This is a genomic window from Gallibacterium genomosp. 2 (assembly GCF_000771895.1).
In the GTDB taxonomy this organism is placed as follows: Bacteria; Pseudomonadota; Gammaproteobacteria; order Enterobacterales; family Pasteurellaceae; genus Gallibacterium.
Genome location: NZ_JPXY01000006.1, coordinates 1 through 15,188, shown reverse-complemented (window position 1 = coordinate 15,188; position 15,188 = coordinate 1). Strand labels below are relative to the sequence as shown.

The window sequence follows — 15,188 nt, the reverse complement described above, 5'->3', positions numbered from 1 at the left end:
GTAAAAAATGGATAAAATAACCTGTTTTAAAGCTTATGATATTCGTGGGCGCTTAGGAGATGAGCTTAATGCGGATATAGCTTATCGAATTGGTCGTGCTTTTGGGCAATTTTTAAAGCCGAAAAGTATCGTTGTTGGTGGCGATGTACGTTTAACCAGTAAAGAACTGAAAAGTGCAGTAACAAACGGGTTACTGGATTCCGGTGTCGATGTTATCGATCTCGGTCAAACCGGAACTGAAGAGATCTATTTTGCTACTTCATTTTTAAAAACAGATGGTGGAATTGAGGTCACTGCAAGCCATAATCCAATGGATTATAACGGCTTAAAATTAGTACGTGAGGGCTCACGTCCAATCAGCGGTGACACCGGCTTAAAAGATATTCAACGTCTTGCTGAAGAAAACAATTTTCCAGAAGTCACCACTAGAGGTCAATATAAACAAATTTCCGTAGTGGATGATTATGTTGCTCATTTGCTTTCCTATATTGATTTAAGCAAATTAAAACCACTTAAATTGGTGATTAATTCCGGTAATGGTGCTGCTGGCCCTATTGTGGATAAAATCGAGGCTGTATTTAAACAAAAAAATGTGCCGGTTGAGTTTGTGAAAGTACACAATAATCCAGATGGAACTTTCCCTAATGGCATTCCTAATCCTTTACTTCACGAAAATCGTCAGGATACCATTGATGCAGTATTAAAAAATAAAGCAGATATGGGAATTGCCTTTGACGGTGACTTCGACCGTTGCTTCCTATTTGATGAACACGGTAATTTTATTGAGGGTTATTATATTGTCGGTCTATTAGCTCAAGCATTCCTACAAAAAACACCGGGTGCAAAAATCATCTATGATCCTCGTTTGATCTGGAACACAGAAAAGATCGTGAAAGAACACGGTGGTGAAGCAATAATGTCCAAATCCGGACACTCATTTATCAAAGAAAAAATGCGTAGTGTTGATGCTGTTTATGGTGGTGAGATGAGTGCGCACCACTACTTCCGTGATTTCTTCTATTGTGATAGCGGAATGATTCCGTGGTTATTGGTAACTGAATTGCTTTGCACTACCGGTAAAACCTTAGGAGAATTGGTTGGACAAAGCGTAGAAACTTTCCCTTCTCCGGGTGAGATCAACAGCAAATTAGCGGATGCGAAAATTGCGATTGAGCGTGTAAAAGAGGCGTATGCGCCAAATGCGGTTGATGTCAGCGAATTGGATGGCATCAGTATTGAATATCCTAACTGGCGTTTTAATTTGCGTTCTTCCAATACCGAACCGGTTGTGCGTTTGAATTTGGAAACACGCGGTGATAAGGCTTTAATGGAAGAAAAAACAGCTGAAGTTTTAGCTTTATTACGTCAATGATTTGTTAAATACTGTATTAAATAACCGTAACCGCACACAATTGTGCGGTTATTTGTATATATAAAACAACAAAAGGAAATTTTTAATGAAAGCGATTATTCCTGTTGCAGGGTTAGGTACGAGAATGTTGCCGGCAACTAAGGCAATTCCAAAAGAGATGTTGACGATTGCGGACAAGCCGTTAATTCAATATATCGTCAGCGAATGCGTTGCTGCCGGCATTAAAGAAATTATTTTAGTTACACATTCTTCAAAAAATGCGATAGAAAACCACTTTGATACCTCATTTGAACTGGAAACAATGTTGGAAAAACGAGTAAAACGTCAATTATTGGAAGAAGTGCGTTCTATCTGCCCGAAAGATGTCACCATTATGCACGTGCGTCAAGGTTATGCTAAAGGCTTAGGACACGCAGTACTTTGCGGTAAAGCATTAGTAGGAAACGAACCTTTCGCCGTTGTATTGCCGGATGTGGTTTTGGCTGAATTTACCGCCGATCAAAAAACAGAAAACTTAGCGGCAATGATTAAACGTTTTGAACAAACTCACGCCAGCCAAATTATGGTAGCTCCGGTAGCAAAAGAAGATGTTTCCAGCTATGGTATTGTTGATTGCGGCAATGAAGATCTCAGCCAACAAGAAAGTGCCGTGATTAAAAATATTGTGGAAAAACCAAGCGTGGATAAAGCTCCTTCCAATTATGCAGTAGTCGGACGTTATGTTTTCTCCGCAGCAATTTGGGATCTACTTGCCAGAACGCCAATTGGTGTCGGTGATGAAATCCAATTAACTGATGCAATTGATATGTTGATTAAACAGGAAACTGTAGAAGCCTTTACAATGAAAGGCAGAACATTCGATTGCGGTGATAAACTCGGCTATATGCAAGCGTTTGTCGAATATAGTTTGCATCATCCTAAATTAGGTGCGGAATTCAAAACTTATTTGAAACAGCTGGCAACTAAGATTTAATTAAAGTATTCACATTAAAAAGTTTTTAATCTCCTTTCAATTAAACAAACCGCCTAAAAATGGCGGTTTACCTCACTGTATCGTCAATTCCTGTCCTTTTGGTAGAGTCTGTCAATTTTCAGGTTATCGCAAAAATATCACTTTTTCATTTCAATAGCTGTTTAAAATTCTTTTTTGCTCATTTATTTGGCTTTTTTAAACCAAAAAATCATAAAGGAAAGAAAAAATATCAAATAATTTGTGATAACGCTCACAAATAATGAATTTGACCGATAACATCACTTTCGTTTGGTGGTATCATTACGAACCTTAAAGTTGTTTGCATTACTTAAATTTAATAATAAAAGTAGGAGGACGTATGCTTGGTTTTTTAAAACCTTTACCAGAAAAACCTCTGTTACCAGAGGATAAAATCGATCCAACGTACAGACGGTTACGTTGGCAAGTCTTTATGGGAATTTTCTTCGGTTATGCCGCTTATTATTTTGTGCGTAGTAATTTCGACTTAGCACAAAAAGGGTTAATCGAAGCCGGTATGTACACCAAAACGGAATTGGGTGTGATCGGGATTGCGCCGGGCTTAGCTTACGGTTTATCAAAATTCTTTATGGCGACTGTTTCCGACCGTGCCAATCCGAAAGCATTCTTGCCGTTCGGTTTGATGTTGTCCGGTTTGTGTATGACATTAATGGGGTTAGTGCCTTGGGCAACTTCAGGTATCCTCATTATGTTTATTCTTTTGTTCCTCAATGGTTGGTTCCAAGGAATGGGTTGGCCGCCTTGCGGTAAATCAATGGTGCACTGGTGGTCACAAAAAGAACGCGGAACTATTGTATCTATTTGGAATACCGCACATAACCTTGGAGGTATGGTGCCAGCTGTATTAGTTGGTCTGGCAAGTATGATTTATGCAGCTAACCACCCTGAAGTAGCGAAAGTAACTTTCGGTCACGTTTGGCAACAAGCGCTTTACTATCCAGGTATTGCAGCAATGGTAGCAGCTGTTATTATCTATTTTGTGATGAAAGATACTCCTCAATCTTGCGGTTTGCCACCAATCGAAGTTTATAAAAACGATTATCCTGAAAACTACGATGCGAAAAAATCAGAACAAACTTTAAGCACAAAAGAGATCCTTTTAAATTATGTGTTGAAAAATCGTTTGTTATGGTACATCGCGATTGCTAACGTATTCGTTTACTTAATCCGTTATGGTGTGTTGAAATGGTCACCGGTTTATTTAGGTGAAGTGAAACACTTTGATATCAAAGCAACTGCATCCGCTTATGCAATTTATGAATTTGCCGCCATTCCAGGTACATTACTTTGTGGATGGGTATCCGATAAAGTATTTAAAGGTAAACGTGGTTTAACTGGTTTCGTATTTATGGTGATGGTAACTATTGCGGTTGTTGTCTTCTGGTTAAATCCAGCAACTCCAGCAGACCAAATAGCATATTACTCAACATTACCTTGGTATAAAAACCCATATCAATTAACCGACTTCATTATGATGACTATTATTGGCTTCTTGATTTATGGTCCTGTAATGCTAATCGGTTTACACGCACTCGAATTGGCACCGAAAAAAGCAGCTGGTACATCTGCTGGTTTCACCGGTTTATTCGGTTACTTAGGCGGTACAGTTGCAGCAAGTGCAGTTATTGGTTGGGCAGCAGATAAATATGGTTGGGACGGCGGCTTCTATATTATGATTGGCGGTTCTGTTATAGCCTGTTTATTAATGCTTGTTACTATGATGGAAGAAGGCAAACATAAAGCAAAAATTGCCAGAGAAGATCGTTACGGTAACTAATTCTAAATTTAAAAGGCGATAACTTGGGGGTGTCGCCTTTTTTACCTCTAAATTTGATAATCGTAACTGATAAAGTCTATTCATTAATTATTCCGTTTTAAAGGGAAATATTTTCAACAATAAGTAAAGGGGAAAACTATGAAACTGAAACATGTTGTAGTGGCATTAATGGGCGTTGGTTTATTAGCAGGTTGTGCAGCACAATCAGCAACACAAACAGTATCTTGCGATAAAAAACTGGTAATTGCTCACCGCGGAGCAAGTGGTTATTTACCAGAACATACTCTGGAATCTAAGGCATTGGCATTTGGACAGAATGCTGATTATCTGGAACAAGACTTAGTGATGACAAAAGATAACCATCTGATAGTAATTCACGATCACTTCTTAGATGGTTTGACCGATGTAGCGAAGAAATTCCCGAATCGTCATCGTAAGGACGGAAAATATTATGTAATGGATTTCACCTTGGCTGAAATTAAAACACTTAATATGACCGAAAACTTCAAAACCGAAAATGGTAAACAAGTTCAAGTTTATCCTGATCGTTTTCCAATGTGGAAATCTAATTTCAAAATCCACACTTTTGAAGAAGAACTTGAATTTATTCAAGGTTTAGAAAAATCAACCGGTAAGAAAATTGGTATTTATCCTGAAATTAAAGCGCCTTGGTTGCATCATCAAGAAGGTAAAGATATTGCATTGGCTACCTTAAAAGTATTGAAAAAATATGGTTATACCGACAAAAACGATCGCGTTTATTTGCAAACCTTCGATTTTAATGAATTAAAACGCATTAAAACCGAATTGGAACCGAAATTGGGGATGGATTTAAAATTAGTACAATTAATTGCTTATAGCGATTGGCACGAAACCGAAGAGAAAAATGCACAAGGCAAATGGGTAAACTACAGCTATGACTGGATGTTCAAACCGGGCGCAATGGCAGAAATCGCGAAATATGCCGATGGTGTCGGTCCGGGCTGGTATATGTTGGTTGATGATGAAAAATCATCATTAGGTAATATCAAGTACACTCCAATGGTAAAAGAAATTGCTGTACAAAAATTAGAATTACACCCTTATACCGTGCGAAAAGATGCTTTACCAAAATATATGACCAATGTGAATGAAATGTATGATGCATTGTTCAATAAAGCTGGTGCGACTGGATTATTCACCGATTTCCCTGATTTAGCAGTTAAATTCTTAGAAAATCAGTGCAAAAAATAAACTTCAGTAATCTTTTTTTATCCGCCCAATATTGTGAGTATTGGGCGTTTTTTTCTTTTTTGCGATCAGCTTCCCATTTTTTCAACAAGAAAATCGCTGAATAGGTTTACCTTATAGAAAATAGCATTGCCAGATCAAATGGCACCTATAGTTGAAAATTTATGAGGTAACTTATGAAATTAAAACATTTATTAGCGTTAATTTTCGGTTCACTAGCACTGTTGTCCGGTTCGGTTGCCGTGGCGGAAAGCTCCAATCCACTACCGGCAGCTGAAACGGCACAACTCCAACAGGCAACGCAGAATGATAAAGTGAATTTAAATAATGCCACTGCTGAACAGCTACAAAAAGGACTGGTCGGTATTGGTGCGAAAAAGGCACAGGCGATTGTCGAGTATCGTGAGCAGCACGGGCCGTTTGTTTCTGTGGAACAGATTACCGAAGTAAAAGGTATCGGTTCGGCTATTTTTGAAAAGAATAAAGATCGTTTAGCGATTGAATGATTACATCATTAAACAAAAGAAAATTGCTCCTAACTTTGCAGCTAGGGGCAATTTTTTCGTCATCTGAAATTCAGTTCAGGATCAACCCATACCGTATTTTTTTAATTTTTTACGTAATGTACCGCGGTTAATTCCTAACATTGTTGCTGCACGAGTTTGGTTACCACGAGTATATTGCATAACCATATCCAACATTGGATGCTCAACTTCCGCTAATACGAGTTCATAGAGATCATTAACGTCTTGACCATTTAATTGCGCCAAATAATTTTTTAATGCTTGTTTTACAGAGTCACGTAATGGTTTATTTGTTACTTGTGCCTGAGCATTTAACGTTGAAACCGTTAATGCATCAGCATTGCTACGTTGTTCTAACATTTTTTCCCTTTTATATACTTTATTATGATCACGACATAGGTCGGATTGAACACAAAAATTCTTCCAACGCCGTTAACTGATCGCTCGGATTGGTTAGGGCGTTAAAAGATCGCTTAAAATCAGAAACAGGAGAAATTCGATCCAAATACCAGGCTACGTGTTTACGTGCAATACGATAACCTTTTTCCGTACCATAAAATTGATGCAAAGCGGCAATATGTTGCAAAATAATGGTTTTTTTCTCAGAAAACGGCACTTGTTGCGAAACTTTTCTCGTTTCTAATAATTCAGTAATTTCTCGAAAAATCCACGGATTCCCCAATGCACCACGTCCCAGCATAACTGCATCGGCTTCGGTATAATCCAAGACATATTTCGCTTTCTGTGCAGAATCAATATCGCCATTGGCAATGACTGGGATTGATACTGCTTTTTTCACCGCTTTAATACTTTCGTATTCTGCCTCACCATTAAACAGGCAGGCTCTTGTCCTTCCGTGAATAGAAAGAGCTTGAACACCAGCATCTTCTGCGATTTTAGCGATTAAAAGACAGTTTTTATGTTGTTGATCCCAGCCTGTTCTTATTTTTAACGTGACCGGAACATCAACCGCCTTAACTACTGCATTTAAAATCTTGGCAACCAGATCAGGATATTGTAACAGTGCTGAACCGGCTAATTTTCGATTTACTTTTTTAGCTGGGCAACCCATATTAATATCAATAATCTCAGCACCATAACCAACGTTTACTTGCGCTGCTTGAGCCATCTCATCCGGATCACTACCAGCAATCTGCACGGCGTTAATTCCGATTTGCGGATGATGAGCTAAACGTAATTTGGATTTTTCAGTATGCCATACATCCGGATTGGTTGACATCATCTCTGAGAATGTTAATGCTGCCCCATATTGGGAACAAATCCGTCGAAACGGGAGATCAGTAATCCCAGCCATAGGTGCTAAGATAACCGGATTTTTCAAACTGAATTGACCAATCTGCACGCTTAATTACCTATCACTGTACTACTTCTGTTTTCTCGTTATGATAAATCTGAATGATGACAAAATCGCCAGCTTTGAGGGCTGAAACGGTCGCTTATCATACGCACTTTTATTCAATTAGTGAAGAGTTAAATCGTATTTATCGCAGAAAAAGTGTCTTTTTTTTCATCTTAATTTGCTGAAACTTTAAACAGAACAATTTTTTTGCAAATTCGTTAGCAAATTTGATCAAACTTAATTGCGAAAAGCAATAGAAAAAAGGAAGATAACTGCTTTTAAAAAATAATTTTTGTCGTTCTGCCTTTAAAACATTAAAAAGGAGAAAATATGTTGTTGCAACCAAACTTGGATTGGTTATCCGATCCGTCCGTTTTTGCCGTTAATCGTTTAAATGCACATTCCGATCACTGCTATTATTCAACATTGAAACAGGCTCAATGCAATGCCACAATGTCGATGCGTTATTCGCTAAACGGTGAATGGTATTTTCATTATGCGAAAAATCCCCAGTTGCAACCAAAAGGATTCTATCAAGCGAATGTTGATAATCATAGCTGGTCAACAATTCGTGTGCCAGGACATATTCAATTACAAGGGTTTGCACAACCACATTATGTAAATACAATGTATCCTTGGGATGGCAAAGAAGATATTCGTCCACCAGCAATTCCACAAAATGAAAACGGTGTCGGCTGTTATGTCACTTATTTTTCCATACCATCAGCGTGGCAATCACAACCAGTTTTTATCTCTTTTCAAGGCGTTGAAACAGCATTTTATCTTTGGCTCAATGGTCATTTTGTTGGTTACAGCGAAGATTCCTTTACCCCAGCGGAATTTGAATTAACCCCTTATTTACAATCCGGCGAAAATAAATTAGCAGTGGCGGTATACCAACGTAGCACTGGTAGTTGGTTGGAAGATCAGGACTTTTGGCGTTTCTCCGGTATTTTTCGTGATGTTTATCTTTACACTATTCCGAAAATTCATCTCTATGATTTGGAGATTAAACAACACCTTTCTGAAAACCTACAAACAGCGGAAATTCTGATTAACGGGCAATTTGCAACACACAGTGAAAATGCAAAAACAGTACAAATAATGTTGTGCGATCAAGAGGGTATCTCCCTTGCCACCACTGAACAACAGTTGACAACAACAACCTTCAACGCATCCTTGCTTGTCGCTAATCCACATTTATGGAGTGCCGAATTCCCCTATCTTTATCAACTTTATATTCAAATTTTCGACCAATACCACAACCTGATTGAGGTAATTCCACAATCAGTCGGTTTACGCCGTTTTGAAATGAAGAACGGTGTAATGTGCTTAAATGGAAAACGCATTATATTCAAAGGCGTCAATCGCCACGAATTCCATCACCAGCGCGGACGTGCGATCAACGAACAAGATATGTTGGCAGATATTCAAATTTTGAAACAACACAATATCAATGCTGTCAGAACATCACACTATCCTAATCAAAGTCGCTGGTATCAATTGTGCGATCAATACGGTATTTATCTGATCGATGAAACTAATCTTGAAACGCACGGATCGTGGCAAAAAATGGGTAACGTTGAACCATCGTGGAATATTCCGGGTAATGATTTACGTTGGAATGCGTGCGTGTTGGATCGAGCAAAATCAATGTATGAACGTGATAAAAATCACCCGTCTATCTTAATTTGGTCGTGTGGTAATGAATCTTATGCGGGAGAAGTATTGCTTAATGTTGCCAATTATTTTCGGCAAAAAGATCCGCAACGGTTAGTGCATTATGAAGGCGTTTTCCATTGTCGTGAATTCGATCAAATTAGCGATATAGAAAGCCGAATGTATGCCAAGCCTCACGAAATTGAACAATATTTGCAACAAAATCCACAAAAACCATATATCAGTTGTGAATTTAGTCACGCAATGGGGAATTCTAATGGTAATTTGCATAAATATATAGCATTAGAAAAATATGAAAAATATCAAGGAGGTTTTATTTGGGATTTTATCGATCAAGCTTTATTAAGTAAGGATCGTTACGGTAATGATTATTTAGCCTATGGCGGTGATTTTGACGACCGACCAACAGATCGTAATTTCTGCTGTAACGGTTTGATCTTTGCAGATCGTACTTTATCGCCGAAAATGCAGGAGGTGAAATTCCTCTATCAAAATATCAAACTCTATCCGCAAAAAGATAAAGTATTGATCAAAAATGAAAATCTATTTATTGATACGCAAAATTACTATTTTGTGGCAACGTTACGCCTCGAAGGCAAAATTAAAAAAAGTTACCGTTTTGATGCTCTTATTGCAGCACAAATGGAACGTCTAATGCCACTACATTGGGATGAAGACGATTGGCTTGAGAACGGTGAATATTGCGTAGAAGTCAGCGTTCATTTAAAACAGAAAACCTTGTGGGCAGCAGCAGACAGCGAATTGGGTTTCGGGCAGTTTATTGTTCCGCAAACTGCCAAAGTACAAGACACGCCAATCACCGCATTACAACCGCTAAAAATGGTAGTGGGCGATATTAATGTTGGCGTGTTTGGCGATCATTTTTCTGCACTGTTTTCACGACAAGAAGGTAGCTTAATTTCATTAAAATTCGGTGATAAAGAGTTAATTAAAACCGCACCAATGCCGTTATTCTGGCGTGCAACCACCGACAATGACCGTGGCACAAACAGACGTTTTAAAGCCGGTTATTGGTTAATGGCAAGCCTATGCGGACGCTGTCATAAAATGGATTGGCAACAGCATCAAGACGGCGGTGTTAGTGTCAGCTTTGATTATATTTATCCTATTTATCAACAACTTAAAGTAACGGTAACATATGACATTCAATGTAACGGTGAAATAAAAGTGCATTGTCATTATTTTGGAGAAGCAAACTTGCCGAATTTACCGATTTTTGCATTAAGTTTTCGCGTTGATGCGGATTATCAGCATTTACGTTGGTATGCGATGGGTGAAGCAGAAAATTATCAGGATCGTTGTAGCGGCACAAAATTGAAAATTTTTGAAAACAACGTTCAAGATAACTACACCTTTTATACTATTCCACAAGAGTGTGGGAATCGCACTGGCGTACGTTGGGTGGAGTGTCGTCAATCAACAGGCGGTTTTAAAATCGAAGCTATAGATAAACCGTTATCTTGCAATTTCTTGCCTTATACTGCTTTTGAATTGGAACAGGCACAACACCATTATGAATTACCGCCAATACATTATACTGTGGTGACAATTGCCGCCCAACAGATGGGGGTTGGTGGTGATGACAGCTGGGGTGCGGAAGTACATCCGGAATATTGCCTGCCGGCGGATGGTGAACTCTCTTTTGCTTTTGTAATCAAGGTAGTGTAGCTTCTATTAAAACTTTGCTTTAGACCTTATTGGAAACCTTATTCAGAAAATAAAACCCTAAAGGAAAAATTCCAACATAGATCACAAAAACAATTATGTAACCTTATTTACACATTATTAACCCTCCGATATAGTGTTTAAATGTTGATGATTAAATCAGCAAACTATCTTGATTTCACGCTACTAATAAGTTTAAAAGATTCTCCATTTTCTACGGTATAAGATGAAGAACGGCAAATGATTAATTAGGGCGTTTTTTCTTGCACGAGCAAAAATAAAATCGCCCTTTTTATGAAACTAAAAATAAAGTCAGAATATTGCTACAGTAAAAATCGATCAATGAATACAAGTCCACAGAAACATCCTCCACGAAACTATCATAACCTATGATAACATTGTCTTTTTTGTAAAAATTTCTAAAAACTAACACCCATATTGCAGAAATAGCAATATCCAAACAAAATTTTTAAATAAAACCTTAACAGAAAGGCAAAAGAAAGGTAAATTAATCCATTTCCCAATAATTTTATGGAGTAGATATTAGTGAGTAGTTCAATTACGGAATCCATTTCCGCGATTTTTCACTTGATTTTGAGTAATCTGCCGTGGATGGATGACAACAAAGCCACCATTGCGATTGATGCATTCTTCCCAATGTTGCAGGGGATGATACTTTACACCATTCCATTAACCATTATTTCTTTTATTGTCGGTATGGTGATTGCGTTAGCGATTGCGTTGTTGCGTGTAACGCCTCGCAAACATTTTCTACATAAAATCGCTTATGCGCTTTCCGGTTTTTATATTTCCGCCATTCGAGGCACGCCGTTATTGGCACAGCTTTTTATTATTTTCTATGCGTTGCCGAATGTCGGCATTACGCTTGATCCGTTGCCGACTGCGATTATTGCCTTTTCGTTAAACACCGGTGCTTATGCTTCAGAAACGGTACGTGCCGCAATTTTATCGGTGCCGAAAGGGCAGTGGGAAGCCGGTTACACTATCGGGATGAGTTATTGGCAGAACTTTTTTCGCATCATCGCACCGCAAGCGTTGCGTGTGGCTGTGCCGCCGCTTTCCAACAGTTTTATCGGTTTATTAAAAGAAACTTCGCTTGCCAGCGTGGTGTTGGTGCCGGAAATGATGCGTCAGGCAAATGTGATCTCTTCTCGCACCTATGAATTTTTGTTGGTGTATTGCGAAGCGGCTTTAATTTATTGGATCGCCTGTGCCATTCTTGGCTATGCGCAACAGCGTCTGGAAAAACATTTTGAACGTTATGTGGCGAGGTAATGATGTTATCAATCAATAATTTGCATAAATCTTTCGGCGATCACGAAGTGTTAAAAGGGATCGATCTGCGTATTAATAAAGGGGAAGTGATTGTGTTGCTCGGTGCTTCCGGTTCGGGCAAAACCACGTTACTGCGTTGTTTAAATGTGTTGGAAACGCCGGATGCCGGCACGTTGACGTTTGATGACGGTTCGTTGTCGATTGATTTTTCACAGCCGTTGACTAAAGAGAAAATTCAGGCATTACGCAAAAAAAGCGGGATGGTTTTCCAGAATTACAACCTGTTTCCGCACAAAACTGCACTGGAAAATATCACTGAAGGGTTGATTGTAGTGCAGAAAATGCCTAAAGCTGAAGCGGAGCAGAAAGCACGCCATTTATTGGAACGCGTGGAATTGGCTGATAAAGCTAATTTTTATCCATTCCAGTTATCCGGTGGGCAACAACAGCGTATCGGTATTGCTCGTGCATTAGCGATTGAACCTCAGTTGGTATTGTTTGATGAACCGACTTCTGCTCTTGACCCTGAATTGGTGCAAGGAATGTTGGCATTGATGAAATCTTTAGCCGCTGAAGGCTGGACAATGGTGATTGTGACACACGAAATTCAATTTGCTCGAGAAGTGGCGGATCAGGTGATTTTGATGGGTGACGGGAAAATCATCGAACAAGGCACACCGGAACAGCTTTTTGAACACAGCACCAACCCGAGAACGAATGCATTCTTACGTTCGATTCGTCGATAGTTGTTGTTTAATTGCTTTTTTGTTTGGAATTGCCTAAAAGCCCCCAACCCACTGACAAACCCACCTTTTTAGACCTTCTGTCAAAGGTGGGTTTATTTTTTGTCGTTTTATCTCTTTCTCTTGTATTTCTCTTCAAATAGCCTATCAAGCGGTCTTATTTTTAACCTATGGAACATTGCGACAAATTCAAGCTTCACACAAAAGGCAGAACTTAAAGACAAATAAAATCTTTACCCTTTACGCCAAGTCGTACCGTTTGCACCATCCTCAATCACCACGCCCATAGCAGCTAGCTTATCACGTGCGGCATCAGCAGCAGCCCAGTCTTTATTGGCTCTAGCTTGATTACGTTGTGCAATTAATGTTTCAATTATTTTAGTTTCATCATCATCCATACCGGCTTGTAAGAAAGTTTCCGGATCTTGATATAACAAGCCCAATACCCCTGCCAACTCTCTTAAACGTGCAGCAAAAGCATCCGTTTGTGGATTCTGTTCTGCTTTTAATTTGTTTAATTCACGTGCCATATCAAATAGAACCGACAACGCACCTGGCGTATTAAAATCATCGTCCATTGCGGCTTTAAAGGCTTCGATAAACTGTTCACCACCGGCAGCAATAGCATTGGCATCAGTGCCTCGTAAGGCGGTGTATAAACGTTCCAATGCTGAATGTGCCAATTTTAAATTCTCTTCGCTGTAATTTAATTGGCTACGATAATGTGCCGTTAACAAGAAATAACGCACGCTTTCCGCATCATAATGTTGTAACACGTCACGGATAGTAAAGAAATTGCCTAACGATTTCGACATTTTCTCTTTATCAACCATAATCATTCCAGAATGCAGCCAATAATTAACGTAAGCACCTCCGTGCGCACAGCACGACTGAGCAATTTCATTTTCGTGGTGAGGAAACATCAAATCTGAACCGCCACCGTGAATATCAAAATGTTCACCAAGCTGTTTGCAATTCATTGCTGAACATTCAATATGCCAACCGGGACGACCTGCCCCCCACGGCGATTGCCAGCTCGGCTCATTCTCTTTTGACATTTTCCATAATACGAAATCCATCGGATTTTTCTTGATATCATTGATCTCAACGCGTGCGCCTGCCTGCAATTGAGATAAATCTTGACGGGATAATTTACCGTATTCTGGGAATGAATCGACATCAAACATCACATCACCATTTTGAGCTACATAGGCGTGCCCGTTATCGATCAATCTTTGCACCAGTGCAATAATTTCTGGAATATGATGTGTAGCTCGTGGCTCAAAATCAGGACGTTGGATATTCAAAGCATCAAAATCTTTATACATTTCTGTTACCATCCGATCAACCAAATGCTCACAGGTTTCGTGATTTTCTAGCGCACGTTTGATAATTTTATCGTCCACATCAGTGATATTACGCACATAAGTCAAGTGGTAACCTAAATAACGTAAATAACGAGCGATAACATCAAAGCTAACAAAAGTACGCCCGTGTCCAATATGACAAAGATCATAGACAGTTACACCGCACACATACATTCCTACCTGATTAGGATGAATAGGGGTAAAAATCTCTTTTTCTCGTTTTAATGTATTAAAAATCTTTAACATATTGATGACCTTACTTTTTTACTCTTTAATCTGATCTCTTTCTCACCACGCTGATATCGTGTTTTTTGCAAAAATAGACCACTTTTACATTTTGTGGAATAATAATGCGATTTTTCACATTATTTAAAGGAATAGCTAATGATAATACTACACACCAATTTTGGCGATATTAAAATTGCATTAAATTTTGAAAAAGCACCGATTACCGCAGAAAACTTCTTAAATTACTGCAAAGAAGGCTTCTACAACAACACCATTTTTCACCGTGTAATCAACGGTTTTATGATTCAAGGTGGTGGAATGGAAACCGGAATGAAAGAGAAAGCGACCAAAGCACCGATTCGCAATGAAGCCAATAACGGGCTTAGTAATAAGCGTGGTACTATCGCAATGGCACGCACTTCCGATCCGCATTCTGCTTCTGCACAATTCTTTATCAACGTTGCTGATAACACTTTCTTAGATTACCGAGCAAAACAGATGTTCGGACGTGAAGTCGTACAAGATTGGGGCTATGCTGTGTTCGGTGAAGTGGTTGAAGGAATGGATGTTGTCGATAAAATCAAGGCGGTGAAAACCGGTAATAAAGGTTTCCATCAAGATGTGCCGACAGAAGATGTGGTAATCACTTCCGTTACAGTAGAAGAATAATTTTCTACGCCGTTTCTATTATTGTTTACTTCTATCCAACACTGTCATAGATAAAAAACGCCGCCTATATTGATCTGACCCCGAAAAGTTGGACTGCTATTTTAAGGACTGAATTCTGTATTGAACAGGGCTCAGTTCATTTAATGTTAATTGTATTCTGTCCTCATTGTAATAACGAACATATTCTTTGATAACAGATTCAAGTTCTTCAATGCTTTCGAAAGTTTTGCCATAAAAACATTCC

Annotated in this window: 13 protein-coding genes; 9 read left to right on the top strand and 4 right to left on the bottom strand. The window is 38.9% G+C overall.

Going from position 1 to position 15,188, the window contains the following annotated elements:
* Nucleotides 1–7: 7 nt before the first annotated feature.
* From P375_RS00800 to P375_RS00780, 5 genes are all read left to right on the top strand, one after another.
* Nucleotides 8–1,372, top strand: a complete 1,365-nt coding sequence (locus P375_RS00800) for a phosphomannomutase/phosphoglucomutase (RefSeq protein ID WP_021462396.1) — start codon at nt 8–10, stop codon at nt 1,370–1,372.
* Between the two features lie 85 nt (nt 1,373–1,457).
* Entirely contained in the window at nt 1,458–2,345 is an 888-nt protein-coding gene (galU, locus tag P375_RS00795; protein WP_039133237.1) for a UTP--glucose-1-phosphate uridylyltransferase GalU, read from the top strand.
* 358 nt (nt 2,346–2,703) lie between these two features.
* Nucleotides 2,704–4,161: a glycerol-3-phosphate transporter gene (glpT, locus tag P375_RS00790; protein ID WP_039133235.1), complete on the top strand. Its 1,458-nt coding sequence runs from the start codon at nt 2,704–2,706 to the stop codon at nt 4,159–4,161.
* 138 nt (nt 4,162–4,299) lie between these two features.
* Nucleotides 4,300–5,394: a glycerophosphodiester phosphodiesterase gene (glpQ, locus tag P375_RS00785; RefSeq protein ID WP_039133232.1), complete on the top strand. Its 1,095-nt coding sequence runs from the start codon at nt 4,300–4,302 to the stop codon at nt 5,392–5,394.
* 173 nt (nt 5,395–5,567) lie between these two features.
* The gene (locus P375_RS00780; protein WP_039133229.1) at nt 5,568–5,897 is read left to right on the top strand and encodes a ComEA family DNA-binding protein; all 330 of its coding nucleotides are present in this window, start codon (nt 5,568–5,570) and stop codon (nt 5,895–5,897) included.
* A gap of 81 nt (nt 5,898–5,978) precedes the next feature.
* Here P375_RS00780 and fis read toward each other — a convergent pair whose 3' ends face one another.
* Both fis and dusB read right to left on the bottom strand, forming a co-directional pair.
* Nucleotides 5,979–6,275, bottom strand: a complete 297-nt coding sequence (gene fis, locus P375_RS00775) for a DNA-binding transcriptional regulator Fis (RefSeq protein ID WP_013746362.1) — start codon at nt 6,273–6,275, stop codon at nt 5,979–5,981.
* 28 nt (nt 6,276–6,303) lie between these two features.
* Nucleotides 6,304–7,278 carry a tRNA dihydrouridine synthase DusB gene (gene dusB, locus P375_RS00770; RefSeq protein ID WP_039133227.1) on the bottom strand — a complete coding sequence of 325 codons (975 nt, stop codon included), beginning with the start codon at nt 7,276–7,278 and terminating at the stop codon, nt 6,304–6,306.
* A 327-nt stretch (nt 7,279–7,605) separates the two neighbouring features.
* Here dusB and P375_RS00765 point away from each other — a divergent pair, with 327 nt between their 5' ends.
* The 3 genes from P375_RS00765 (at nt 7,606) to P375_RS00755 (ending at nt 12,683) form a co-directional block, all read left to right on the top strand.
* Nucleotides 7,606–10,644: a glycoside hydrolase family 2 TIM barrel-domain containing protein gene (locus P375_RS00765; RefSeq protein WP_039133225.1), complete on the top strand. Its 3,039-nt coding sequence runs from the start codon at nt 7,606–7,608 to the stop codon at nt 10,642–10,644.
* A gap of 576 nt (nt 10,645–11,220) precedes the next feature.
* Nucleotides 11,221–11,937, top strand: a complete 717-nt coding sequence (locus tag P375_RS00760; RefSeq protein ID WP_039096894.1) for an amino acid ABC transporter permease — start codon at nt 11,221–11,223, stop codon at nt 11,935–11,937.
* Between the two features lie 2 nt (nt 11,938–11,939).
* Nucleotides 11,940–12,683 (top strand): amino acid ABC transporter ATP-binding protein, encoded by a 744-nt coding sequence (locus P375_RS00755; RefSeq protein ID WP_039133322.1) that lies wholly within the window; start codon nt 11,940–11,942, stop codon nt 12,681–12,683.
* Nucleotides 12,684–12,913: 230 nt separating this feature from the next.
* Here the strand turns inward: P375_RS00755 and cysS are convergent, their stop codons facing one another.
* Nucleotides 12,914–14,293, bottom strand: coding sequence for a cysteine--tRNA ligase (gene cysS, locus P375_RS00750; RefSeq protein WP_039133222.1), 1,380 nt, complete (start codon nt 14,291–14,293; stop codon nt 12,914–12,916).
* Nucleotides 14,294–14,431: 138 nt separating this feature from the next.
* Between cysS and P375_RS00745 the strand changes: the two genes are divergently transcribed.
* Nucleotides 14,432–14,944 carry a peptidylprolyl isomerase gene (locus P375_RS00745; RefSeq protein ID WP_013746381.1) on the top strand — a complete coding sequence of 171 codons (513 nt, stop codon included), beginning with the start codon at nt 14,432–14,434 and terminating at the stop codon, nt 14,942–14,944.
* Between the two features lie 96 nt (nt 14,945–15,040).
* On the opposite strand, the gene P375_RS00740 is transcribed toward P375_RS00745, so the two are convergent.
* On the bottom strand, nt 15,041–15,188 hold a 148-nt coding region (locus P375_RS00740), incomplete at its 5' end, for an IS3 family transposase (RefSeq protein WP_039133219.1).